We start from the raw sequence: 25,045 nt of genomic DNA, 5'->3' as shown, positions 1-25,045 counted from the left end.
TAAATCATGGTATAGCGCAGTGTTAGTCGTGAAAGATAACAGTGAGCAACCAGCAATGATCAACCAGTGAGGCAAGTATGAATAGCGTAGAGAAACGGGCAATCCTCGGAGTCGGTGGCATCTTTGCCTTACGTATGATTGGCTTGTTTATGATTGTGCCGGTATTTTCTGTCTACGGTGACAATTACGCACACGCGACGCCGTTTTTGATTGGGTTGGCCGTTGGTATTTATGGCTTAGGGCAGGCCATCTTTCAGATACCGATGAGTTTGGCTGCTGATAAATTCCCGCGTAAGCCTATTATCTTTCTGGGTTTGATACTATTCGCTGTCGGCGGCATGATTGCCGCAAATGCGACGGATATTTATGAAGTCATCATTGGTCGAGCGCTGGCGGGTAGTGGTGCGGTCTCTGCTGTGCTTATGGCACTATTGGCTGATGTGACTCGTGAGGAAATGCGTACCAAAGCGATGGCCACGATGGGGCTGACGATTGCGACCTCTATTATGCTTGCCTTTGCTTTTGGTCCATTATTAGTCGGCTCGCTCGGTATCTCTGGACTGTTTTGGCTAACATCAGGGTTTGCTATTTTGGCGATGCTGCTATTAGTGGTAGTACCGACGCCTATGCGCGTGCTCAAGCATAATCTGGATAACAAAACCATCGGTCAACAGTTAGCCACTGTCCTCAAGATTGGCGATCTTAACCGCTTACATATCGGTATCTTTGCGCTACATCTAACGATGACGGCGATATTTGTGATATTGCCGCACCAGCTCAGTGACGTACTTGGCTTGTCAGTACGTCAGCAAGGCATGGTGTATTTGCCACTATTGTTTATTGGCTTCGCCATCGCGATACCGTTTATCATCATCGCTGAAAAGAAACGCAAAATGCGTCAGGTTTTTTTGGGTGCGATTGCATTAATGACCGCCGCTTTAGCAATACTTGCGCTTGGCAGTCAGGTCGGTGTTGGTATCATATTGGGTTTGCTGCTTTATTTTATGGGCTTTAACCTGCTTGAGGCGACGATTCCTTCATGGATATCTAAGCGCGCACCAGTCGCCAATAAAGCGACCGCAATGGGGCTTAATTCTTCCAGTCAGTTCTTTGGAGCATTTGTAGGCGGGGCAATGGGTGGTCTGTTATTAAGCCAGCCTAATTTGTTGGCGTGGGGCATACTGGCTATTATTATGGGTGCCGCATTGCTTATTATTATTCCCATTTCTCAGCCACCTTATCTATCGAGCACAACGGTTACTATTCCCAAAGACATCAATATCCAAGACTGGTCACGACAGATGCTGGCAGTAGATGGCGTTGACGAGCTGGTCGTAATGGCAAAAGAGCAGGTCGCCTATTTAAAGTTAGATAAGACACAGTTGACGGATGATTCACGTCAGCAGCTATCGAGTTTGGCGCAAAGTCCGCTAGATATTTAATACGACATATAACAGCTTTAGGCTTATGTTTTTATATAGAAACAAAGCCAAATAGCAAAAATTGCACAGACAGCAATCTCATAAACCATCAGTATCAATCAGTGGAAACTAACTATTTATTTCTACTTAAAAGGAATTAATATGAGTAAATTTGAGATGTTGTCTGGTAGTGTCATCGAAGGTAAAAAGAAGGCACATCGCTCAATAGCCAAGTTAACCGTAGGTCTTGGTTTATCAGCCATGCTGCTGACCTCTGGTTGCGCTACGCAAAATATTCAGGCGTATCAGAACACTACACCAACGCTCGACATGCATGAGTTTTTTTCGGGTCAAATCGATGGTTGGGGTATGTTCCAAGGTCGAAATGGCGAAGTCAAAAAGCGCTTTTATGTCGACATTGATGCAACCCATGAGGGAGACGATGTCATTATCTTAAACGAGAAATTCTCGTGGGCAGATGGCACGAAATCGCAGCGTATATGGCGTCTGACTGAGCAGACAGATGGCAGCTGGAAAGGTGTCGCAGGTGATGTCATTGGTGAGGCAACAGGGCAAGTGGTTGGCAATACGTTGCACTGGAATTACTTGTTAGAGTTACCTGTCGAGGACAAAACCTACAAAGTGACGTTCGATGATTGGATGTATCTTATCAATGAGGATGTCATGCTTAATCGCTCAGTGATGAAAAAATTTGGCGTAGAGCTGGGTAGCGTGACATTGAGCATGCACCGCAAGCCTTCCGATGTTAATTAAAAATGTCTAAATCATTTGATAATAAGTAAGGTGTTATTCAATATCGATAAAGGTAGACGGTGTTCTTCAGCGTCTTAAAATGGCAAAATAGCAGCATATTTATCTATTACCTGTTATTTATTGGACTCTACAATATTGACTAGTATATCAAGATAGAGTATCTAAGCGACATAGACTGACGTGCACCATAGGTAGCCTATAGATATTTCGATAAAAATTGGTTAAAGTAAAATTATACAATTGATAGTGCCAACTGATGCTATCAGATAACGATTAAAACAGTTTATTAAATTATTCATAAGTAAAAGGACGGTATCATGCGCGGAGTCAATAAAGTTATCATCATCGGTAACCTCGGAGCAGATCCTGAGGCACGCCAATTCAGCAATGGCGGTAGCGTAACCAATATCTCGGTTGCGACATCAGAGCAATGGACAGACAAACAAAGCGGTGAAAAAAGAGAAGCGACAGAGTGGCATCGTATCGCACTTTTTAACCGTTTAGGTGAAATCGCAGCGCAATACCTGCGTAAAGGCAGCAAAGTCTACATCGAAGGTAGTTTGCGTACACGTAAATACCAAGACCAAAGTGGTCAAGACCGTTATATTACTGAGATTCGTGCTGAACAAATGCAGATGCTCGACGGCCAAACTGGCGGTGGTCAAGGTGGAGATAGCTTTGGCGGTCAAAACCAAGGTCAAAGTGGCGGTTATAATAATCAAGGTGGGCAAAACAACCAGAATAACTTTGGTCAGCAAGCAAATAACCAGATGGCACATCAAGGTGGCTACAACCAACCAGCGGCTCAAGGTGGTCAGAACAGCTTTAACAATCAGGCGCCTGCTCAGCAAAACCAGTTCAATCAGCCAGCACAGAAACCTGCACAATCTAAGCCTACAGCAATGCCAGATGGCCCTGTAGATGATGATATTCCGTTCTAACTTATACCTTAGACTTTAATGTAAAAATGCTAAAAAAGCCCTGCAACTGCAGGGCTTTTTTAATGCTTGCTATAGTTGATTCAGTTTAAAAGAGATATAAGGCAACTGAGTGCAGATGTAACTGTGATACTTCAAACGAGGTTAAGGCTGTAGCTCTTTTATAGAGGATTAACTATATCCAGAAATGTAATTCAGTTGATGCTTTTTAGCATAGTTAAACTAAATTTTTATTAAAGAATTTTTTAATTTATTTAATATGCTCTTAATTTTTAATCGAATAAACTTAAGTTTATTTATTATTGGTTTAACACTATTGGTTTTCACATTAGCTAGTATGCTTACTACCTTCCATACTCTATATTGACCGTTTATACCAAAAAATAATTATGATTAGTGACGTTTGGTTTTAAAAATTGCTATACTAACTTTATATGGCATATAGTTAATATATTGATTGTCTATAAACAAAATAAATTTCGATGAAAATAGCCAAAGTTTTACTTGTTTCTTATTAATAAATCGAAAGCTATTTGGATAATAGATATTTGTATGAAATAGTTAACTTCTTTAAAAAACACCATAGGAACGATATAGTAAGTTACAGAGCTAATGCAAAACTATCTCCAAGATTAGCAGTATTTGAGAGTATAGTGCATTGACTTACTACTCTATTATTTTAACAGTAGGTTTTTGTCGAAATATTATTGTGAAATTCTAGCAGTAGTCACAATACTAGAATTTTGTTTTATTATTAGAAAATGCTTTCGAAGCTATAATAGCAATATATAAAGAATAGTGACTTATGTGTTTAGATTTATCTAAAACTAATTTTATTTAAAATGGATACAATGAGCATCTGTTGCTATGTATCTTCTATTTATAATAGATTGTTCGGGCTGTTATTAGAAATTATATACTCTTTAGAGTTAATGATATTTTATACATAGATTTAATGGCCAATGAACGATTTGTTCACTGCATTATTTCACGAAAAACAATACCTCAATAGAGGCCACACTCTTATTTTATAGTTGGATTTATTATGAGCAAAAATAACGCAATTGATTTAGAAAATTTGAACGTGGATGAGTTACGTGCTATCACTGAAAACGCTCAACAACTTATCGCTAAAAAACAACATCAACGTTTGTATGATGCCTATATGCAGTTCGAGCAGATTGCAGAAGATAGCAATGCAACGATCGAAGAGATACTGAAAGCTGGTGAAAAGTTAGAGAAAAAACGCAGTATTAAATATCGCAATACTGATGACCATAGTGAAACTTGGACTGGACGTGGCCGTAAGCCAACGTGGTTGGTTGAAGCGCTAGCAGCAGGTCGTGATATCGAAGATTTTGCTATTTAATTAGCTGTTTTCTTATAAAATGCCTTTCTGTGAGCCAGCTTGAAATTGCTATTGATAATGGTTTATTTACAATCATTTAGCGATAGATAGAGCTGCTTTCGAGAAAATAAAAGCCAGTATCTTTACTGCCAGTATTTTGGCAAAAAGATACTGGCTTTTTTTCTGTCATCTATATGCCATTGTTTGTTATGATAATGACGTTTTTGTCTTATATAAGAGTTGTACGACTGTGGCCCAAGTATCTGAGTTTTCTCATAAACGTCCCCGTAAGCTCTGGTGGCTAGTGGGGTTTGTGTTGTTTGCGCTATTTGCTGTTTTGCAAATGCCAGCAGCATGGTTACTTGAGAAATACGCGCCAGATACGCCTTATGTCCAGCATGTATCTGGCAACGTATGGCAAGGTGCTGCCATTTGGCAATTGCCTATGTCATCGACGTCGCTTACAGGTATGGCAGAATGGTCATGGCAGCCTTGGCAGTTACTCATAGGTAAGCTAGGTGCGGATGTTAATATCCACTCAGCACAGACACGTCTGAATGGGCAAGTTAAACTTGGTTTGAACTCATGGCAAGTTGACAACATGAGTGGGAAAATTGCACCTGAGACGCTAGCGAGTATGGTCAACTGGCAGCTGCCAAATACCCCTATTCAAGTAAATAATGTATCGTTAACGCGCCAGTCTGATAAAAATGACGCATCTAATAGTGAGCCTGCTAAAGACGCTGGCGGATTTAGTGCAGCGGATGGTCAATTGACTTGGGTTGGTGGTGAGGTAGGCTATCCTAGTGGTGGCAAAGTTTTTTATATTACGATGCCTGCTCTAAGAGCTGAGCTTAGTACAGAGCAAAAAAACAATAGAGATCTGCTGCATATTAATTTGCTGAATAATCAAGATAAGCGTTTGGGAGATCTGTATCTCGACAGCGATAATATGCTCGATGTCAGTTTGACGCAGCGCTTGCTAGAGAATATGCCTGAGTATGAAGGACAAGCCCCTCAAGATACGCCAGTTGTCAGTGTACGCCAGCCATTGCTAGCTGGTTTGGGGGCGAACTAAATGCTTAATATCGCCGCAAGCCTAAAACCTGTTATCAATACTCTCAATCGCTTTTCAAGTTGGCTATTGTTGTTAGCCATTGCTTGGCTATGCTGGACAGCCGCCCGTCTTTTATGGCTACTGCTAGCAGCGCCTTTAGCACCTGCATTGCCTTTAGCGCCTCTACAGAATAATGCCAAATCTACCAACGATTATAGTGGCTTATTTGCAATCTTTGCTGATCCCGATCCTGTTACCGCAGCTGTGCAACCACCTCCCAAAATTGAGCTCAAAGGTGTCCTACTAGCCATACCTGAGAGCATGTCTTCCGCCTTATTGAATGTTAATGGGGAAGTCAAAAATTACCGCATCGGTGATGGGCTAAAGGACAGCGATTATACGCTCGTGGCTGTTGACTGGAATTCAGTCATTATCGCTGATGCTAACGATAAAGAAACCGTTATTAAAATGCCAGAGGCAATGCCATTAGACCAAAGTGATATGCTAGCAAGCGGAATAAGTAACCAGCGTTTGCCAAACAATAGCATGTTGCCTACAGCGCCCCAGCCAGTACAAAACGCTGTTCCTGAGGTAGAAGGGACAACTGGCGCAGACACTCCAAATAGCCCACAGTCAGCTATCGAAGAAGCGGTTACGGCCTTGCAAGAAAACCCTGCCAGTTATTTAAGTAGAATGGGGGTGATGGCATCAGGTGAAAGTTACCAAGTAACAGCGGCGATGCCTGCTGGCCTACGTAATCGTTTAGGGCTTGAGCCAGGCGATAAGGTACTGACCGTCAACGGACAGAGCGTAGGTAATAACCCAGCGCAAGATGCTGGTGTACTTCAGCAAGTACAGCAAGCAGGTGAAGCGCAGATAGAGGTTCAACGTGGTGAGCAAGTTATTACGATTCGCCAGCAGTTCTAGCAAGGTAGGTTTCTAGCAAAATTGCTCCTTAAAAATTCAGCACATAGTAAGCAATATCACTGTAGGTAAACATCAATATGGTAAGTTTTCAGAATTTTTCAGCCACGCCTTTGTACCGTAGCCTGCAGCGTCTGATGCGCCTGTGTCGTCCACTTTGTCTGGCAGTACCATTATGGGCTGCTGGTATTGGTCTTGCCAATGCTGAGAGCTGGAAAGTCAATTTACAAGATGCTGATATCAAAGCCTTTATTAATGAGGTCGCGACCATCACGGATCAAAACTTTGTGCTTGATCCACGTATCAATGGTAATGTCACGGTCATCTCTAACAAAGCTCTATCTCGTGATGAGATCTATCAGCTATTTCTGAGCGTGATGCAAGTGAATGGTATCGCCGCGATTGAATCAGGAACGACAACAAAACTGGTGCCAGATAATATTGCTAAGCAATCTGGCGTGGCGGTTGATTTACGCGGTGATAGTGTTGGCGAGTCGCTCGCTACTCGAGTTATTTATTTGACCAACACCCAAGCTGCAGAAGTATTAGGAGTTATTCGCCCATTGATGCCGCAGTCGGCTCACGCGGCCGCTGTACCTGGTGTCAATGCGCTAGTATTGTCCGATCGAGCAGACAGCCTTAATCAACTGACGGCCCTTATTCGTGACTTAGACAGTAATGTAAATGACAGTTTGCAAGTGATACCACTACGTCATGTCGATGCCGAACGTATGATGGAGTTGATTAGCGCCTTAGTCTCAAGTGCGGGTAGTGGACAAGCACAAGGTGGCAACAATCAGCTAAAGGTAATTGCTGACACGTCGAGCGATAGACTGCTGGTCAAGGGCAGTCCTGAAATGATTGCTAAAGTCCAAGAAATGGTCAATCAATTGGATACTACGCCTACCAGACGTTTAAGTGGTTTACGTGTCTTTCGTCTAAAGTATGCTAGTGCTGGTCATATCGCCGATATGTTACGCGGCTTACTCGCTAATCAATCTATCAATAGTGCTGGCGCGACCTCGACATTAGAATCCGCTTCGCTAAATGATGCAAGTAGCACAGGCGCCGCAATTAATAATGCAGCTAGCGATAGCCTAAGTAGCAGTGCAGCTGCTGTGTCGACTAGCAGCACAAGTGGAACAAGCACAGGAGTGGGCGGTCGTCCGTTTAGTATTATCGCTGATGAAACTCAAAATGCCGTTATCGTCAACGCCGCACCTGAGCTAATGTTTGAGATTGAAGATGCGGTCAACCAATTAGACAGTCGCCGCGCACAAGTATTGATTCAAGCCGCTATTGTTGAAGTGTCAGGCGATGATGCCACTCAGCTAGGCGTTCAGTGGGCACTAGGTAACGCCAATAGTGGCTATGGAGTAGTCAACTTTAACAATGTGGGGGCCAGCGCTACGACACTTGCAGCTGCTGCTTTAGCAGGGACGAGTACGGCAGGTATTAGCGCTGCTGCCAGCTCTATCGCAGGTGCACTGATAGGCATTGGAGACAGTCGTAAAGACAGTCAGGGCAATACAGAGTTTTATGGCGCTATTTTGCAGGCGCTTGACTCATCTACCAGTGCCAACTTGCTATCCATGCCATCGATTTTGACATTGGATAATGAAAAAGCCAGTATCTTAGTTGGTCAAAACGTACCTTTTGTCACAGGTTCTTTTACCACCAGTGGCAACAATTCAAACAACCCATTTCAGACGATTGATCGCCAAGATATTGGTATCAATCTGAATGTCATTCCCCACATTGGTGACAACGGCACAGTACGATTAGAGGTATCGCAAGAAGTCTCGTCAGTCGTACCAGGTAGTACGGGTAATGCCAGTGGATTGATTACTAATAAAAGCCTTATTAATACGACCATTCTAGCGGATGATCAGCAGACGATTGCCTTGGGCGGATTGATGCGTGATAACACTACCACACGTCAGCAGAAGGTTCCTGGGCTGGGCAATGTTCCTGTTATCGGTAGACTCTTTCGTTCTGACAATGACAGCACCCAAAAGAGCAATTTGATTATCTTTTTACAGCCGACTATCTTACGTGATGGCGGCGCGGTAGCGAGTGTGACTGAACGCAAATTCAATCAAATGCGAGTGTTGCAGTTGGTCATTGATAAAAACGGTACGATTAAGCAACTACCATTGAGCGGCACTGAAGGTTGGAGTGGTAATGTCAGTGCGGATTACGAGCTCATGCCGCTCAATCCCCTTATCCCTAAACGTGATCAAGCGCCAAAATCTACTTCGCAAGGTTTTACGAGAGTAGATAGTCCTAATAGTGGTATCACGACCTATCCTCTTAATCGTTAAAATATTAGCCTTATATATAACGGTTAATATGATTCAACTGACATAAATTAATGTACGATGTGATAGATACTAGTTACATCGTACATTAGCTTGCGTATTCATAACACAGATAAACATAGACGCTTTTATATTTGAGTATATTAGTTACTAATAAAATAATGAGTTACGTATCATGTTTTTCACTATAGTAAATCAGAAACTAAGATGACAGATTATAAAAATACGAAAAAATGGTTTTTGCTAAGTGTGGCTGCAACTGCGCTATTGCTCATCCCTAGGCGCAGTAGTCGAAAGGACAATACGAAGACAGTATATGACCATGATACCGTATCTGAGAGCAGTATTAATGATGCTCGTGAGAATGCAGCTAGTAAGTAGAAGCTAGTAATTAAAAAATAGAAGCTTAATAATGCATCTATAGCAATATTCTTATATAAAAATACTTATATAGGAAAAATCGCTCAGCATTTATTGCTTAGTTTTATGTTTTAAAAAGTCAGTTTTGGAGTCCATTGATGTGTGGCAGAAAATCAGCGACTATGGCTGAGAGAACAAACACTAGAGAAGTTTTAAAAAATGTCTATCCTCTTATAGATACGCATACACATTTTGATGCTCCAGTATTCGACAATGATCGCAGACAACAGGTAGAGCAGGCTTATAGTCAAGGTATCCGTCACTTAGTGCTAGTAGGTTATCTATATGAGTATTTTGATCGAATGTATGATACTCAAGACTTCATCAATGAACTATCGCAATCGTCTGCGACGAAGGAAAACAACCAAGATAAGTGCAATGTTCAAGTCCATATCGCGCTTGGCTTGCATCCTTTTTATATTGAGCAACATACCGATGACCATTTAATACAACTTGAGCAAATGGTGATAAAGCGTCGTCCATTAGCCATTGGTGAGATTGGATTAGATACCTTTACCGATGTAATGAAGCAGCCTGATGTGTTTGGTCAACAAAAAAGATTCTTTGCGGCGCAGTTGGATATAGCCGTGGCTCATAGTCTGCCAGTGATGCTGCATATTCGTAAGGCGCATGCTGAAGCACTCGCAATATTAAAAGCGCATAAATACGATGCGCATAAATTAGGCGGTATTGCCCATAGCTTTAGCGGGGGTGAGCAAGAGGCAAAGGCTTTTGTAAAATTAGGGTTTAAGCTGGGTGTTACTGGTCAGATAACCAATCCGAATGCCAAAAAACTGCGCCGTGCTATTCAAGTAGCAGTTGAGAGTCATGGCATCGAATGCTTGGTCATTGAGACGGATTGTCCAGATATGACACCTATTATTTGTCAAATAACGGATGACACCCATTCACATGATAGAAATATACCAGCTAACCTGCCGTGGGTATTAGCAAGCTTGAGTGAGCTATTAGAAATACCACATGATAAACTTGCTAAGCAATTGTGGCAAAATAGCTGTAATGCTCTGAAAGTAGACTGGGCTTATCCAGTTTAATGATGCCATTTATAAGAAAAGCATCGTTGTAATTAGAAGCTAAGAAGTACTAGCCAAATAAATGATAACCAAAATATTTGAAAAGAGAATTTGATCTGTTATGAGTGACACGCGACAATTTGAACAACCAGAATCCGTCGCAGACAGTCTTGCACAAGACGAATCGCGCCAACAAGATGAGCAGTACGATCGTCGTTTTCAAGGTACACGGACACTATATGGTACCTCTGCGGTTGATACTTTTTCGGCAGCTCATGTCTACATTATTGGTGTAGGAGGGGTGGGCTCTTGGGCAGCAGAGGCACTGGCTCGGACAGCAGTGGGAACGATTACGTTGATTGATTTGGATGTATTGGTTGCGTCTAATGTCAATCGCCAATTGCCTGCATTGGACAGCACATTTGGTCAAAGTAAAATTGAAGCAATGGCAACTCGTATTAGAGAGATTAATCCCACAGTAACCTTAAATTTAGTCGATGATTTTTTGACAGTAGATAATGTCGCCACACTTCTACCAAGTCGTGAAGCAGTCAAATTTGCCAATACTCAAGGTAAACCGATTGTTATTTTAGACTGTGTAGACGATATGAATGCGAAACTAGCAATCGCTTTACACTGTCGTTTTAATAAACTAAAGTTGGTCTGTGCAGGCGGTGCAGGTGGTAAGATAGATCCAAGTCAGATTAGAGTAAGTGATTTGCGTGATTGTTATCAAGACCCACTACTTGCAAAGTTACGCAACAAGTTACGCCACGAGAAAGGCATTAATAGTGCTTTAAAAGAAAAATTTGGCATTAAATGTGTCTATTCGACAGAGCCGCCAATTGTAGATAAAAGCTGTCAAACAGGCGGTTTACAGTGTGGTGGTTATGGCTCAGCAGTGGTCGTTACGTCGGTGGTGGCGATGATTATGGTGAGTGAAGCATTACAATTATTAATAAGACAGACGAGTCGTAACTAATACGTCTGATATTATTTAACGGAGTTTACCTTGTCTATATCTAACTCACCTCAGCAGAGCTACCCTGTCGCGGTAGATGAAATAGAGCGTATCAACAAGCTAAAGAAATATCAGGTACTCAATGAAGATGAGGAGCCTGCGTTTGATCGGCTTGTTGAACTCGTAAAGCTGTTTTTTGATGTGCCTGTAGTCACGATCACTTTTATGGATGAGGAAACTCAATATTTAAAGCCAGCCTGCCAATTTGGTAGTGAAGATGAGGCTGTAAGTAAAGGACCACGTAACACGGCTTTTTGTAATTATACGATACTGTCTGATGATGTATTAATCGTGCTAGACACCTTTAAGGATAGCCGTTTTAGCCAAAGTCCCATGGTCACAGGTGCTCCATATTTACGATTTTATGTTGGTGCACCTATTATCTTGAATGAAGACAACAAAAGGTATCGTCTAGGCACCTTATGCCTTATGGATACTGAGCCACATCAGAGTTTTAGCAGTCAACAAGAAAAGATATTGGCGCAGTTTGCAATGATGGCCGCAGATGCGTTGAAATTACAAGATAAACAACGTGATGCTAAGCGTGCTAATGAGATGAAATCGAGCTTTTTGGCCAATATGAGTCATGAGATTCGCACACCGATGAACGGTATTATCGGTATGGTAGAGATGTTAGGCGATACCGAACTCAGTAGCGAACAGCGTGACTATGTTGATAACATTAAAGTTTCTAATGAACATTTGATGGTCATTATTAATGGGATTTTAGACTTATCGAAGGTTGAGTCTGGAAAAATGACGATTGACTCTATTCCATTGAATTTATCTAGTTTATGCAATGAAGTCGTCAGTTTATTTGCGATTAAGGCACGTCAAAGAGGCGTAACCTTAGATTATCACTATACTGAAACACTATCACCTTATGTAAACGGTGATCCTGTACGTCTAAAACAGATTATTGCAAACTTGGTCAATAACGCGATTAAATTCACGCGTGAAGGTGGTCAAGTAAGTATCGATGTTAAACATATGGACAATTGCTACTGTCCAAATAACATTGACGAAAAATTCGTGAGTACGAGTCAAGAAAAAGAAGCGAGCAAAATAGAGTGCGATAAAAACGGTCAGAACATGACTTTGTGTATAGAAGTGAAAGATACTGGTGTTGGTATCAAAGAAGAGTCGTTAGAGGCGATATTTGACGCTTACGATCAAGCAAATAAGTTTACCCATCGTATTTACGGTGGTACTGGACTTGGACTGTCTGTTTGTAAGTCCCTAGTCGATTTGATGGGTGGTCACATTTACGTAAATAGTGAAGTAGGGGTTGGTACGACATTTAGTGTTTTATTACCGTTGACTACTATTGATGAAGACAAGTATGAGACATGGCAAGACTCTAACGATACGACCATGATTGAACCTACGCATGAGCGGTCTGGTCATATATTGTTGGTCGAAGATGATGCTGTCAATGCGATCATAGCCAAAAAATCACTAACCAGCAGTGGTCATACCGTTACCCATGTTACGGATGGTCAGCAAGCAATTGAGGCTTTCGCTTTATTCCCGGACCGTTATGATGTGATATTGATGGATCATCATATGCCGATTATGGATGGGGTGCAGGCAACTATTAAATTGCATGAATTATATGATCCCCGAGTACTACCGCCTATTATTGCCCTGACTGCAAATGCAATGGACGGCGAGCGTGAGAAATATCTAAAAGTTGGTATGCAGGACTATTGTACCAAACCTTTTAAGCAAGAGCAGCTAAATGCCTTAGTACAGTATTGGCTGATACAGAAGCAATCATTGGAGGAGGAGTAACTTACTAGATATTATTGTTAGCACTATTGATTAGCATTTCGATAAAACTATGATTGATAAATATAAAAAAAGCTTAACCGCCTATATGGTGGTTAAGCTTTTTTCTTGATGATAGAGGTATTAGTAAATATCAACTACCAGTCATGTTTAGAGCGATATTAGTTTACGCGAGTTTGGTAGTCGCCAGTACGCGTATCGACACGTACCACTTCCCCTTGTTGCACAAATAATGGTACACGTACAACGGCACCTGTCTCTAATTTAGCAGGTTTACCTCCACCGCCTGAAGTATCACCACGTACGCCAGGATCTGTTTCTACAATTTCTAACTCAACGAAGTTAGGCGGCGTGACTGACAGAGGAGCGCCATTAAATAACGTAATGGTACATAGAGCATTGCTGTTTTCTTTTAACCACTTGATTGAGTCACTCATTGCGTTTTTGTCCGCTTGAATCTGCTCAAAGCTCTCAGGATGCATAAAATGCCAAAACTCGCCATCGTTGTATAGATAGTTCATTTCAGTATCCATCACATCAGCAGCTTCTAAGCTGTCACCTGATTTGAAAGTTTGTTCCAGTACTTTGCCACTACGAAGATTGCGCAACTTAACACGGTTAAAGGCTTGACCTTTACCAGGCTTAACAAACTCGTTTTCAAGAATGGCACAAGGGTTGCCATCAAGCATCACTTTTAGACCAGCTTTAAATTCATTAGTAGAAAAACTTGCCACAAGAAACTCCTAGGGGTTGTAAATATAATAGTAAGACATAGGGCTGACTGTACCAAAATTTTCTGTTATGCCAAGTATTTACGGATTAACGAGGATACTTTGATAGGCTAGACACTAAGGGCGTATAATATCGGATTTTGGGCACAGGTAATAGGCTGTCATGATAAACCATTTAATCACACAAAAAAACTGGCAAACGCAATTATCGGAAGCTATTACATCTGTTGATGAGCTATTAAGTATCCTACAGCTTGAATCAATGCGTGCAGAAGTTTACGTACCTAAGCATTTTGAACTGCGTGTGCCGCGTGGCTTTGTGGCAAAAATGGCTATTGGCGACCGTAATGATCCCCTGCTTAAACAAGTGTTGCCAGACCAGCAAGAGCAAATCAACGTCACAGGGTACGTGGCAGATCCGCTAAGCGAAAACACTCAAAACCCTGTGAAAGGCTTGCTCCATAAATATCAGTCAAGAGTATTGTTAACGATTACAGGCGCGTGCGCTATTCATTGCCGTTACTGCTTTCGTCAGCATTTTGACTATAGTGCCAATATGCCGACTGCTGATGCAAAAGAAAATATCATCAACTATATTAATGCAAATCCTGAGATCAATGAGGTGATTTTGAGTGGTGGTGACCCACTAAATGTGACCAATAGACGATTGTTTGCATGGTTAGATACTTTGGAGTCTCTTCCGCAGATTACTACCATTCGGCTGCATACGCGTTTGCCATTGGTGATACCCGCACGCTTGGACGCTGCATTGTTAGAGAGGTTATCTCAAAGTCGCTGTCATATTGTCATGGTGATTCATTGTAATCATGCCAATGAGCTAGATGCGCCAACCGCTGAGCATTTGCAACGTGTTAGAGCAGCTGGAATTACGCTATTAAACCAAGCCGTGTTGTTAAAAGGTATCAACGATACTCTTGAAGGGCAAGTGCAGCTTAGTCAGCGTTTGTTTACTTCTGGCGTGCTACCATATTATTTACATGTGTTGGACAAAGTGGCTGGTGCGGCGCATTTCGATAGTAGTGAGCAAGCAGCGATTGAGCTTTATTGGTCATTGCTAGCATCATTGCCAGGTTATCTTGTTCCTAAGTTGGTCAGAGAGTTACCTAATAAACCTTTTAAAGTGCCGATTGATATTTACAGCAATGGCTAATGTAGGGCACTATATCAATTTAGGAGAATTAGTAAACAAAGAGTGGCTCTTAAAAAAGATGCGGATAGTATCTTTAGAAACTAAAATCTAGGATTTATGCTTTTTTATAAGTATAAATAGATATATGATTGGAACAGAATATAAACTGTCAGTATGTAATCTACCTAAAAAGCATATAACGTTAAATACAAAACTTTGCCAGTATATAGGTATTGTCAGAGCGTACTGCTAGATTTAGGCTCACAATAAATAGATATCATCACTTTTCTATAGTCGAGCTTAACAAACATTTTTTATGCCATACATGTATTTGTACTGCTGCATATTACTGATTGCTTCAGAGTGACTAATAGAGAGTAAAGATACTGATGATAACGTTATCAATGTTTCAAGAGCATTTAAATTCTACAGCGCCACTACCTCTGTCATCAAATCGTTCAGTAAACGGTCAAGAGCGATACTTACTCAAGCTATTGACAACGCTACCTTCACAAACTCAGGAGCAGCAAGCAGAACATCTAGAAAGTGTACTAATAGTACTACGTGAAGCCAATATAGATGACCAACAACGCCTTAAACTTACGGCTACAGTAGTCGATGCTTCAGATCGATTGATAGCGACTCTGAGGCAGCATTATATATATGAGACAGGTGCGCTTAATCAGTCTCAAATGTTGTGTGTTGCTCAAATACAATCACTACATTATTTGATTATTATGGTCTACGATAGAGTTATACGTCGTGAAGTTTTATCTTCAAATGATCCGTTGAAGTTTTCTTCTAGCAAAGGTTGGCAGCGCTATTTTAGTACTGAGAAAAAGCCTTCTAGCACACTCGCTATTGCGACGTATCAGTCACTATTAAGATACCAAAAACTATTAGGTGAAGAGGCGCTATGTTATCGAAAGCCATCAAATTACCTATGGTCTAGAATCAATCAGTTGTACTATTTAGCGCATGAGCAAAAAGTGACTGATATTGACCTGAGCATACATACTGCCACACATCAGGCAAATAATATCCATCAATTATATTGCCAAATCTGTTTACAACATTTATTGAACGTGCGTGCTATGAGACGCCCCACAATCTTACTGGTACAACGATTACTGCCTGAGTGGGCTAAGTATATGGTTGCAACAATGGAGCCAACCACTGAGACACGGGTTTTTGTTGATCTTCATAGTAATAGCCCACCCAGTTATTTAACTGCCAACTCTAATATTAATCCGTATGAAGATCGTCATGATTGTCTATTTATAGAGCTTACGCCGATGGTTCTATATTTCAATTCACGTAAGCAAGCTTTTATAGAAGAAGGTGGTGTAGGAGTAGAGTATAGTTTACTCAATACTATTTCAATGACTATTAGCTATCGTTACTTACAGCCGCCACTAACCTTGCCAACCAAATATAGTACCACCCAGCATGCGAAACTAATTACTAACTTCAGCGATATACACTATCATGCTAGTCATTCACAAAGCTTTGCTAACCTAATTTCTATAAAAGATCTGAGAGAAGAAGAGCGCCCTTTATACAATACATTCGACAAAAGACGCGTTTACGACAGTGCAACCATAGAGTTGTTTGATGATCATGACAATTTTTCACCATATCGCACACTGCATCTGTTACCGAAAGATAGTGAGCTAGATAAGGATTCTATTGATGAAGCTGTTCTCAATAAAGGTGGGCTCAGTGTAGAAAAAGCTGACCCTGACTTTTCTACAACGGCACCAAAGCCCTTACATATCATGAATTTGCTTCTAATCTGCCGCTCTGTTGACACGGTTCAACCTGACTGGTCAATAGGCGTGGTACGCTGGCTCAACCTAGATACCAAAAATCTAGAAGTAGAATGGCAGGTACTCGGACATAAGCTTGTAGCGTGTGGGTTACGTTTGGAGGGCAGCAAAACGAGAAGCCGCCATTTTGTACCAGCATTTATCCTTGGAAAAGATGAAAAGCTGAACACTACTGGCACGTTGATAGTGCCACCTTCTTATTTTCAAATTGATGATAGAGTCGTCATGCGTATCGGCAATAAACAAACCTCTTTACGATTAGGGCGTAGGCTGATGATGACTGATGAGTTTAGTCAATATGAGGTAGCGCAACTCTAGGCCTTACCTTTGTTCCCAAAACGCAGATAGATAGGTTGGTAGCAGCGAAGCCATACAGGTTTTTAACAAAAATATAGTGGACAACAAGGGGCATAAGTTAATCTGCAGCGGGCTGAATTATTGTCTATAATGACGGATGTTGTTACTCTGACTTCTATGATACCCCTAACAATAAAAAAACAACCTAAACCAAAAACTCAGTCAATACGATAAGATTTTCTGAACTTCATCCTAGTGCTTCTTTCATGTTAGGCTAGTCTGAAGGAAAGGTGTAAGGTATCAAGATAAAAATACGATTAAAAGGCTCCCTATGCGCTCTCAATCTCTTTTGAATTTATTGGTAATCAATGATGATCAGCTCTACGCTGAACGTCTTGTGCAGTTATTGAGTCCTTATTACGATAATGTAAATTTAGGGTTTTTGGACGATAAAGAAGAGCTATTGAAACTCTTACGCCAACCGTGGGATATCTTGGTATTTGGTAAGGCTTATGATATGAGCTTTACGGATGTAGTGAGCCTAGTACAAGAGCAAAGTATTGATCTGCCGATGATTTGTCTAGTGAACGAAGAGATAGCGACGACAGCTTGTAATGAGGAAGGACTACCTACTGTTATTAGTGGCACAATGGTCAAAGCGCTCACCATCGATCAAGAAATGCCTGTCGTCATGGCTATTTGTCTACAGCATAGTAGTTTGCGCAGTCGTCGTGAGCTAAAAACTTTACGTCAAGTACTGTCTGAAGCAGAACAACGTGCTAATGTGCTGATTAAGAACTCCAAGAGCGCGGTTGCTTATATTGATGAAGGGATTCATATCTTTGCTAATGATCCCTATCTCCAATTATTCGGTTTCAAATCAATGAATGAAGCGGTAGGCGTGCCTATTATTGATCTGATTTCGGGTGGTGATAGTGTCAAAGGATTTAAACAGTTTTTACGTCAGTTTGACAAAGGCAATCGCCAAGACGTTGAGTTTAATTTTGAAAGTGTGCGGACAGATGGCAGCACTTTTGAAGCAAAGTTACAATTGGCATCGGCAACATTAGAAGGTGAGCCAGTCACTCAGATTATTATTCAACAAAATAGTAATAATAGTGCAGAGGTAGCTAAACGCTTGGCTGCCGCTGAGCGCAAAGACAATTTAACAGGCCTTGATAATCGTCGCGGTTTTGAAGAGCAGATGGCAATAATACATCAGCAGGCAGTACAAGGGTTGTTGACAGCAGCACTGCTATATGTGCAGCTTGACAATGTAGGTAGAATAAGAAGTAGCTTAGGTCTACAAGGAATAGATACGACTGTCAAACAAGTTGCCTATACGTTAGATGAGCTAGTACCTGATGGTCATGTGAGCCGTTTTAGTGATACCGCGTTTACGATACTTGTCAAAAATAAGACTGCAAGTGAACTTGAAGAACTGGCTGTGCATATCGGTTCCTCTATTAAGGATATGTTTATCGAGGTAGATAAACGTACGACGAATACAACGGTTAGCACTGCTATTGTCAAAATTGAAAAGAACACAGCAGAGCCTACTGTCATACTAGAACGTGCTATGGATGCTATGAGTCAAATCATGGTAGAAACTTCTAATAGCGGTGGATCTTATCATATATATGATCCAAGCGAACATGCTAATAGTGACGATCATGCACTTGCCGAATCGTTGGTTGATGCCATTACTAACAACCGCTTTGAGCTATCATTCCAATCAATATACGATATCAACAACGATCGTAGCGATTTCTTTGAAGTGTATCTAAGGCTACCATTGTCCGATGCGGACAATACTGTATTGACCCCTGATCAGTTTATGGCAGTGGCTAAAACGCATCAACTATTAGAAAAGATCGATCGATGGGTACTTATCAATGCCTGCAAAAAAATTAATGACGTACGTAAAGTGCATCCTGAAGCCAGATTGTTAGTACAGTTAACCAGTGCTTCATTAGTTGATAAAAAATTGCCGATTGTTGCCAGTCAATTGATAAAGGCAGTAGGTGGTACAGCTGGTGTATTAACACTACAGTTCAATGAAATAGATATCTCTGATCATTTAACCGTCGCCAAATCCCAATTTTCCGCGCTCAACGATGTTAATTGTCAAATCGGTGTCAATAACTTTGGCTCGTCTGCCAAATCTATTGAAATTGCCAATTTTGTCCAACCTGATATGGTGCGCTTGGCACGTAGTTATATTCAAGACATTGGTTCAGCAGAAAATTTAGAGACGGTCAAGTCTATTATCATGCGCACTAATGATATCAAAGTCGACGTGCTCATGCCTTATATCGAAGATGCAGCAACGATGTCGGTTGCTTGGAGTGTAGGCGCACGCTATTTGCAGGGGTATTATTTAGAAGAGCCTAGTAGCACAATAAAGGTAGCGAGTTAAAGGGCCAATATGTCATATCGTTTATGTCATGGCGATAATATTCCTCAACCAAAGATTGCTAAAAATGACACTTATTAATAAATATCAAATGAGCAGTCTTTTGGCTGCTGTTTTGTTGCTTGCAGCTTGTGAGAAAACGCCACCTGACCACCGTGCTCCTGTGACTCTGCCCTTATATACCGACGGAGATGCGGACAACGGTTCGATAATTTATAAAGATGCTTGCGGTCAATGCCATCAACGTAATGCAGGTCTGAATAAAAAGGGCCCACAATTAATGAATATATATGGTGCGCCTGCTGCTGAGTTAAAAGACTATACCTATAGCGAAGGGCTAGAAAATTCAGGTTGGGTATGGGATGCAGAGACACTCGATCCATATATTGCAGATGCACAAAAAGCCATGCCAGATTCTAAAATGCTGTCTGACCCGATGCCAGATGCGAAAGAGCGTGCCGATATCATTGCTTATTTATCTACGCTCCGTGCCGCTGCACCAACCGTTACAGATGATGTGAACTGACTTATCATCGTTATGACCTAAAAAATGAGCCAATAACCTACTATGACCCATGCAGCTAACGATAGATCATTATCCATCTCTCAGAGAACAGCGAATCCGCTTAGCCAGTCCATCCCTAGTACTGCTGATTTTCAACACAATCAGCAGAAAATTACACAGCTGTTAGCGCAATTAAATCAGATTGTATTGGACAAGCCGCAAGCAGTTAGGCTAGCACTCAGTTGTATCTTAGCAGGCGGTCATTTATTATTGCAGGACTTGCCTGGTATGGGTAAGACGACTTTGGCACAGGGCTTGGCACAGTTGTTAGGTTTGAGCTTTAGCCGAGTGCAATTTACCAATGATATGTTGCCTGCTGATATTTTAGGTATGAGCATCTATGACCAAAGTAAACAGCAATTTGAGTTTCGTCCGGGCCCTATCTTTACTCAGTTATTACTTGCTGATGAAATCAACCGTTCTAGTCCTAAAACGCAGAGTGCTCTACTTGAAGCGATGGAGGAGCGACAAGTCACGCAAGATGGCCAGACTTATCCTTTGCCGCAACCGTTCTTTGTCATTGCCACCCAAAATCCATTGCAACAAGCAGGTGTCTATCCGCTCCCAGAGTCGCAGTTAGACAGATTTTTATTATGCTTATCATTGGGTTATCCATCGCCTGCCGCAGAGCGTGAGCTGCTAAAAGGTAAAGACCGTCGCGAGCTACTCAAGGATTTGGATACGGTACTTGATACTGAGGCTGTACTAGTGGCTCAGCAGGGTGTTAGGCAAATTTATGTGGCAGATACAGTATTGGATTACTTGCAGAGACTGGTTGCAAAAACCCGTGCAAGCCAAGAGTATCATGGCTTATCACCTCGCGGCGTGTTGTCGCTACAACGTGCTGCCCAAGCGCATGCCTATGTATCGGGATATATGGAAGTAACCCCTGAAGATATCCAAGCGGTATTTGCTGCGGTTACTGATCATCGCCTTGGTCAGCGATTTGTACCTGCGCATGTGACTGGTGGTCAAGCAACAAAAACCATCGCCCAACGCATTCTAGCAGAAGTGTCAGTCGTCGCCTAGCAGCTGATATGCTGTTTGACCGTATTGATTAACTGCATTGGTGAAACGTAGTTCTACACATAGTCAACGCTATATAACTTAGAGAAAGTATCAAAGTCACTCAGTTCCTATTTACGGTATTTTCACCCGCTTTTCTTGTATTCAAATTGTCCTGAATCAACTGTATCGTTCTATTCGTGAGTTTGTTTGTCAGATATAAATACCGACAGCATTGTCAATCAGATGGTAATAATAGGGTAGTCATGAGCTTGTTACCAAAGGCCTTAACCGCACCAATAAAATCAGCTCTGAGCCGCTGGTTTGCCTCGCGCGCACCTAAGAATGATAGTGCTACGCTTAATTTGCGTAATATCTATATTTTCTTTAGTCGAGAAGGAATGCTATTCGCCGTATTGTTAGTAATTACCTTTATCGCGGGTATCAACTATGGCAACAACTTAGTGCTTGGTTTGTGCTTCTATCTGGTTAGTGTTTGGCTAATTAGTTTTCATGTTACTTTTGCTCATATATCTGGTCTGCAAGTGCGTCTGCTAGAAGTCACTATGACAGAAGCTGGCTTGCCTGTTTGGATTACGCTGCAGTTAAATAGTGATAGTCGCCAACCACGGCGTCAGTTGCTATTTGAATTTGAGCAGCTAGCCAATAAGAAAACCAGAAATGGCACCAACGCACCACACTCAGTGCTTATCACGCGATTACAAGGCGAACAAATCATTCGACTTCCTGTCCAGACTTACAACCGTGGTCAACTTGAACTACCGCGGTTAAAGATAAAAACAGTTTATCCTCTAGGTATCATGCGTGCATGGTCTTATGTCTACTTTGCGCGTACAGCTTGGGTATATCCAAAACCTGAAGTATTTGATTGGCAAGCAAAATATGCAATCGCAAGCTTAGAGGATTTACCAACAGGTGGGCAGTATAGACAGGGTCAGGACGACTTTGAGCGATTAGATAATTATGTCGAGGGTGAGTCATTGGCCCGAGTCTCTTGGGGGCATGTAGCGCGGGGACAAGGTATGCTGACCAAGCACTTCGCTGATCCGGTTGGTCACGAACAAACGCTTGATTATGCAGATATGCCAGCTGCACATCACGAGCAAAAACTTGCACAATTGGCTTATGGGGCATTGACGCTGGGTCAGCTAGGCGTGCCGTTTCAAATGCGTTTACCTAGTGATACTCCTGCTACTGCGGAGATGGGTAACGGGGAATCCTTTGCGCAAGCATGCTTGCTAAGGCTTGCGAAAGCACCATGACCAATTCTAAACGCTTATCTTCCACTGATGTTGATGTACTGTCCACAGAGTATTCTACGGCCGATGCTACAAAAACGGCCAGCTTTGAGCAGTTGGCTTTGGGTCAAAAAGTCTCAACTCGACCTGAGCGAAATGGCGCTAAATGGTATCGTAAGTTATTTGCACTGCCAGCTTATTATTGGGTGTTAATTGCTCAAGTCGTCGTTGTGTTACCGCATGCCGCACATTTACCATTATGGTTGATAGGATTTGCCGCCGTCAGTATCGCCGCTCAATTGCCTTATATCAAAGCTAAATTCAAAAAACTATCGCACCTAAAGCGTATTTATCAAAGTGTACAAATGCTAGGCTTTCTGCTGGGGCTATTAGGTCTGTGGCTGACCTACAATACAGCATTTGGGCTCGATATGGGTGTGGCATTTTTGGTGCTATGCCTAGTTAGCAAACTGTGGGAGCTATATAAGCGCCGTGATGCTTATGTAGTGTTGAATCTATCATTGTTCGTGCTTGCGGCATTGTTTTTGATGGACCAAGGTTTACTGACTACTTTAGAAGTGATCGTTGGCGCAGTCATTGTATTGCTAGCATTCATTGCGCTTAATGATGATAGCAATGCTAACGGTGATGGACGCTTGCGTACATTGGGCGTGTTAGGGGTTGGTGCATTGCCATTATTGGTGGTACTATTTTTGTTTTTTCCGAGACTGCCACCGCTGTGGTCCGTACAGCTCTCCGGTCAGCAAGCAACCACAGGTGTGTCTGATAGCATGTCTCCTGGTGATTTTGCCAATTTAGGGCAGTCAACTGAGCTAGCCTTTCGGGTAGAGTTTGCTGATGAGCGCCCGCCGCAACAGCAGTTGTATTGGCGCGGTTTGGTATTTAGTGATTTCGATGGTGTTACATGGCGTCCGGCTTCCCAAAAGGGTCAATGGTCGTCGAGATTGCAAGCACCTGCATGGATTCAGAATGCCTTTGCTACTGTACCTGATGAATCAAGGGCGGCACCTGTCAATTACAAGGTTATCTTAGAACCTACTCAGCAAAACTGGCTATTTGGTCTTGATTATCCGTTCTCCCAGCAGTCAGATATCAATACTACCTCTGAATTTACCTTATCAAAGGATCAACCTGTTACGCAGCAGCTTCGCTATGATGTATTGCAGTTTGCACAGATGCGTATTGATCCGGTTCTAACAGAGGCATCAAGACGTGAGAACCTTGCTTTGCCCAACGAAGGTAACCCTCAATCGCGCGCGCTTGCTAAGCAGTTATTTGAGCAGTCAGGTTCAGACCCTGTGCGCTACATAGCGGCTATCGAGCAATGGATTAATCGAACAGAGTTTCGCTATACGCTGTCGCCACCACGGCTCAATACCAATCGCATTGACGAATTTTTATTTGAAACCAAAGCAGGGTTCTGTGAGCATTATTCGTCAAGCTTTACCTTTATGCTACGCGCCGCTGGTATTCCTGCACGAGTAGTAGCGGGCTATCAAGGCGGTGAGCCGAGTCGTAATGGTAACGTATGGGAAGTGCGGCAAATGGATGCACACGCATGGACTGAGGTTTGGCTTGAAGGTCAAGGCTGGGTACGTGTGGATCCGACAGCCTTTGTGGCGCCTGAGCGAGTAGAGCAAGGCATGAATACGATGACCCAGCAGCAAGGGGCAGCTATGTTTGGCAATGGTGCCAGTGCACAAATCAGCTATCAGCAGTATCAAATGCTACAAACGCTACGCCGACTATCAGACCAAGCGAGCTACTACTGGCAAAAAGACGTAGTTGGCTATGACCAAGACAAACAGGCCGACTCGCTACTCAAATGGTTCAATATCAGCTCAATCATGCAGCAAATCATTTGGTTAGCCACCAGTGCGGTTTCCGTTATGGCTATCTTAGTATTTGTCATTTGGTATCGTCGCCGCAAACGCTGGCACCCAGCAGACTTGCCTCTTGCTCAGCTTTCAAAACGTGTTGCCAAGCATGATAAATTATTAGCTCGCAATGATAACGAAGGGCAGCTAGCTTGGCTGGAACGTCTGGCATCGGCTATTGATAGCCGTCAGGGTGACGATGCTCATTCTGCTACGAGTCAGCTAACAGATAGTAGTGACCCAATCGTTATTCAGACAAAGCTTATTGAAATTAGACAAAACTACCGTCAGTTACGCTACGGACGACTGAGTACATTTGATAGTAGTCATAGCAAGTATCAAGAACGACTCAAACAACTTAAAAAAGATGTGCGCGCATTGTTATAAAGGTTTTTGATAACAGTGTTATTAAGTTGCTAAGGTGTTCTGAGCTAATTAAAAAACAGATAAGCGAATTAGTGAATAAGTAGAGAGGCGGTTATATGGCAATATATGTAGATTTTGTGCAAATAAAATTCAAAGGCCATAAATGGTGTCATATGCTGGCGGATAGCTTGCAAGAGCTGCATGACTTTGCGGCGTTCATTGAATTAGATGAGCGTTTGTTCCACCGTAACGCCAGCTATCCTCATTATGATATCACGGTTCAAATGCGTGAAATCGCTATTGCACAAGGTGCTATTCCTGCCGATAGAAAAAAGATTATTGAGTGCGCAAAGAAATTGAAAGTAGAGTTGAATGACCAGATAGAGCAATCTAGTCATTCTTGATATGAGGGATTTTCAAGTAAATAAGTAATGTTTCAATTGCCTGTTCACTTATGTACTAAACTATATATTTATTCAA

The 25,045-nt window shown here is 42.0% G+C and carries 20 protein-coding genes; 19 read left to right on the top strand and 1 reads right to left on the bottom strand.

What is annotated here, in order from left to right; genetic code table 11:
- Window positions 1-77 precede the first annotated feature (77 nt).
- From B2863_RS06895 to B2863_RS06845, 11 genes are all read left to right on the top strand, one after another.
- Window positions 78-1,442: an MFS transporter gene (locus tag B2863_RS06895; protein WP_160022262.1), complete on the top strand. Its 1,365-nt coding sequence runs from the start codon at window positions 78-80 to the stop codon at window positions 1,440-1,442.
- 141 nt (window positions 1,443-1,583) lie between these two features.
- Window positions 1,584-2,195: a DUF3833 domain-containing protein gene (locus B2863_RS06890; protein ID WP_296208576.1), complete on the top strand. Its 612-nt coding sequence runs from the start codon at window positions 1,584-1,586 to the stop codon at window positions 2,193-2,195.
- A 317-nt stretch (window positions 2,196-2,512) separates the two neighbouring features.
- Entirely contained in the window at window positions 2,513-3,136 is a 624-nt protein-coding gene (gene ssb, locus B2863_RS06885; protein WP_101204383.1) for a single-stranded DNA-binding protein, read from the top strand.
- Window positions 3,137-4,178: 1,042 nt separating this feature from the next.
- Window positions 4,179-4,502 (top strand): H-NS family nucleoid-associated regulatory protein, encoded by a 324-nt coding sequence (locus B2863_RS06880; RefSeq protein WP_101204384.1) that lies wholly within the window; start codon window positions 4,179-4,181, stop codon window positions 4,500-4,502.
- Window positions 4,503-4,731: 229 nt separating this feature from the next.
- Entirely contained in the window at window positions 4,732-5,559 is an 828-nt protein-coding gene (gene gspN, locus B2863_RS06875) for a type II secretion system protein N (RefSeq protein ID WP_296208573.1), read from the top strand.
- Complete coding sequence (locus tag B2863_RS06870) at window positions 5,560-6,465, top strand: type II secretion system protein N (RefSeq protein ID WP_296208570.1); 906 nt, start codon at window positions 5,560-5,562, stop codon at window positions 6,463-6,465.
- A gap of 77 nt (window positions 6,466-6,542) precedes the next feature.
- Window positions 6,543-8,786 (top strand): type II secretion system secretin GspD, encoded by a 2,244-nt coding sequence (gene gspD, locus B2863_RS06865; protein WP_296208567.1) that lies wholly within the window; start codon window positions 6,543-6,545, stop codon window positions 8,784-8,786.
- 204 nt (window positions 8,787-8,990) lie between these two features.
- A complete protein-coding gene (locus B2863_RS06860; RefSeq protein ID WP_296208565.1) occupies window positions 8,991-9,164 on the top strand; it encodes a hypothetical protein in 174 nt (57 codons plus the stop codon).
- A gap of 161 nt (window positions 9,165-9,325) precedes the next feature.
- The gene (locus B2863_RS06855) at window positions 9,326-10,258 is read left to right on the top strand and encodes a TatD family hydrolase (protein WP_296208601.1); all 933 of its coding nucleotides are present in this window, start codon (window positions 9,326-9,328) and stop codon (window positions 10,256-10,258) included.
- A gap of 100 nt (window positions 10,259-10,358) precedes the next feature.
- Complete coding sequence (locus B2863_RS06850; protein WP_296208563.1) at window positions 10,359-11,219, top strand: tRNA threonylcarbamoyladenosine dehydratase; 861 nt, start codon at window positions 10,359-10,361, stop codon at window positions 11,217-11,219.
- Between the two features lie 30 nt (window positions 11,220-11,249).
- A complete protein-coding gene (locus B2863_RS06845; RefSeq protein ID WP_296208560.1) occupies window positions 11,250-13,052 on the top strand; it encodes a GAF domain-containing hybrid sensor histidine kinase/response regulator in 1,803 nt (600 codons plus the stop codon).
- Between the two features lie 158 nt (window positions 13,053-13,210).
- On the opposite strand, the gene efp is transcribed toward B2863_RS06845, so the two are convergent.
- Complete coding sequence (gene efp / locus B2863_RS06840; protein ID WP_160022040.1) at window positions 13,211-13,783, bottom strand: elongation factor P; 573 nt, start codon at window positions 13,781-13,783, stop codon at window positions 13,211-13,213.
- 160 nt (window positions 13,784-13,943) lie between these two features.
- Here efp and epmB point away from each other — a divergent pair, with 160 nt between their 5' ends.
- From epmB to B2863_RS06800, 8 genes are all read left to right on the top strand, one after another.
- On the top strand, window positions 13,944-14,951 hold the full coding sequence (epmB, locus tag B2863_RS06835) for an EF-P beta-lysylation protein EpmB (protein ID WP_296208553.1): 1,008 nt from the start codon (window positions 13,944-13,946) through the stop codon (window positions 14,949-14,951).
- Window positions 14,952-15,319: 368 nt separating this feature from the next.
- Window positions 15,320-17,077 (top strand): hypothetical protein, encoded by a 1,758-nt coding sequence (locus B2863_RS06830; RefSeq protein WP_296208551.1) that lies wholly within the window; start codon window positions 15,320-15,322, stop codon window positions 17,075-17,077.
- A 310-nt stretch (window positions 17,078-17,387) separates the two neighbouring features.
- Window positions 17,388-19,475: an EAL domain-containing protein gene (locus tag B2863_RS06825; protein WP_296208548.1), complete on the top strand. Its 2,088-nt coding sequence runs from the start codon at window positions 17,388-17,390 to the stop codon at window positions 19,473-19,475.
- A 64-nt stretch (window positions 19,476-19,539) separates the two neighbouring features.
- Window positions 19,540-19,998 carry a c-type cytochrome gene (locus B2863_RS06820; protein WP_296208545.1) on the top strand — a complete coding sequence of 153 codons (459 nt, stop codon included), beginning with the start codon at window positions 19,540-19,542 and terminating at the stop codon, window positions 19,996-19,998.
- Between the two features lie 42 nt (window positions 19,999-20,040).
- Window positions 20,041-21,066 (top strand): AAA family ATPase, encoded by a 1,026-nt coding sequence (locus B2863_RS06815; RefSeq protein WP_296208542.1) that lies wholly within the window; start codon window positions 20,041-20,043, stop codon window positions 21,064-21,066.
- Window positions 21,067-21,308: 242 nt separating this feature from the next.
- Window positions 21,309-22,325 carry a DUF58 domain-containing protein gene (locus B2863_RS06810; RefSeq protein ID WP_296208540.1) on the top strand — a complete coding sequence of 339 codons (1,017 nt, stop codon included), beginning with the start codon at window positions 21,309-21,311 and terminating at the stop codon, window positions 22,323-22,325.
- Window positions 22,322-24,586 carry a DUF3488 and transglutaminase-like domain-containing protein gene (locus B2863_RS06805; protein WP_296208537.1) on the top strand — a complete coding sequence of 755 codons (2,265 nt, stop codon included), beginning with the start codon at window positions 22,322-22,324 and terminating at the stop codon, window positions 24,584-24,586. Before B2863_RS06810 ends, B2863_RS06805 begins: the two co-directional genes overlap by 4 nt.
- 95 nt (window positions 24,587-24,681) lie before the next feature.
- A complete protein-coding gene (locus tag B2863_RS06800) occupies window positions 24,682-24,969 on the top strand; it encodes a DUF4031 domain-containing protein (protein ID WP_296208534.1) in 288 nt (95 codons plus the stop codon).
- The last annotated feature ends 76 nt before the right edge of the window (window positions 24,970-25,045 follow it).

This window comes from Psychrobacter sp. UBA3480 (genome assembly GCF_002377945.1).
Classification (GTDB): Bacteria; Pseudomonadota; Gammaproteobacteria; order Pseudomonadales; family Moraxellaceae; genus Psychrobacter.
The sequence above is the reverse complement of the archived record's forward strand: the minus strand, read 5'-3'. Positions and strand labels throughout refer to the sequence as shown.

Bases quoted from the DNA above. Each gene is read 5' to 3' on its own strand.
- B2863_RS06815 (WP_296208542.1), top strand. From the start codon at position 20,041: ATGACCCATGCAGCTAACGATAGATCATTATCCATCTCTCAGAGAACA.
- B2863_RS06855 (WP_296208601.1), top strand. From the start codon at position 9,326: ATGGCTGAGAGAACAAACACTAGAGAAGTTTTAAAAAATGTCTATCCT.
- B2863_RS06820 (WP_296208545.1), top strand. From the start codon at position 19,540: ATGACACTTATTAATAAATATCAAATGAGCAGTCTTTTGGCTGCTGTT.
- B2863_RS06850 (WP_296208563.1), top strand. From the start codon at position 10,359: ATGAGTGACACGCGACAATTTGAACAACCAGAATCCGTCGCAGACAGT.
- B2863_RS06880 (WP_101204384.1), top strand. From the start codon at position 4,179: ATGAGCAAAAATAACGCAATTGATTTAGAAAATTTGAACGTGGATGAG.
- B2863_RS06800 (WP_296208534.1), top strand. From the start codon at position 24,682: ATGGCAATATATGTAGATTTTGTGCAAATAAAATTCAAAGGCCATAAA.
- B2863_RS06825 (WP_296208548.1), top strand. From the start codon at position 17,388: ATGCGCTCTCAATCTCTTTTGAATTTATTGGTAATCAATGATGATCAG.
- B2863_RS06870 (WP_296208570.1), top strand. From the start codon at position 5,560: ATGCTTAATATCGCCGCAAGCCTAAAACCTGTTATCAATACTCTCAAT.
- gspD (WP_296208567.1), top strand. From the start codon at position 6,543: ATGGTAAGTTTTCAGAATTTTTCAGCCACGCCTTTGTACCGTAGCCTG.
- B2863_RS06895 (WP_160022262.1), top strand. From the start codon at position 78: ATGAATAGCGTAGAGAAACGGGCAATCCTCGGAGTCGGTGGCATCTTT.
- B2863_RS06860 (WP_296208565.1), top strand. From the start codon at position 8,991: ATGACAGATTATAAAAATACGAAAAAATGGTTTTTGCTAAGTGTGGCT.
- B2863_RS06890 (WP_296208576.1), top strand. From the start codon at position 1,584: ATGAGTAAATTTGAGATGTTGTCTGGTAGTGTCATCGAAGGTAAAAAG.
- B2863_RS06805 (WP_296208537.1), top strand. From the start codon at position 22,322: ATGACCAATTCTAAACGCTTATCTTCCACTGATGTTGATGTACTGTCC.
- epmB (WP_296208553.1), top strand. From the start codon at position 13,944: ATGATAAACCATTTAATCACACAAAAAAACTGGCAAACGCAATTATCG.
- B2863_RS06810 (WP_296208540.1), top strand. From the start codon at position 21,309: ATGAGCTTGTTACCAAAGGCCTTAACCGCACCAATAAAATCAGCTCTG.
- B2863_RS06830 (WP_296208551.1), top strand. From the start codon at position 15,320: ATGATAACGTTATCAATGTTTCAAGAGCATTTAAATTCTACAGCGCCA.
- ssb (WP_101204383.1), top strand. From the start codon at position 2,513: ATGCGCGGAGTCAATAAAGTTATCATCATCGGTAACCTCGGAGCAGAT.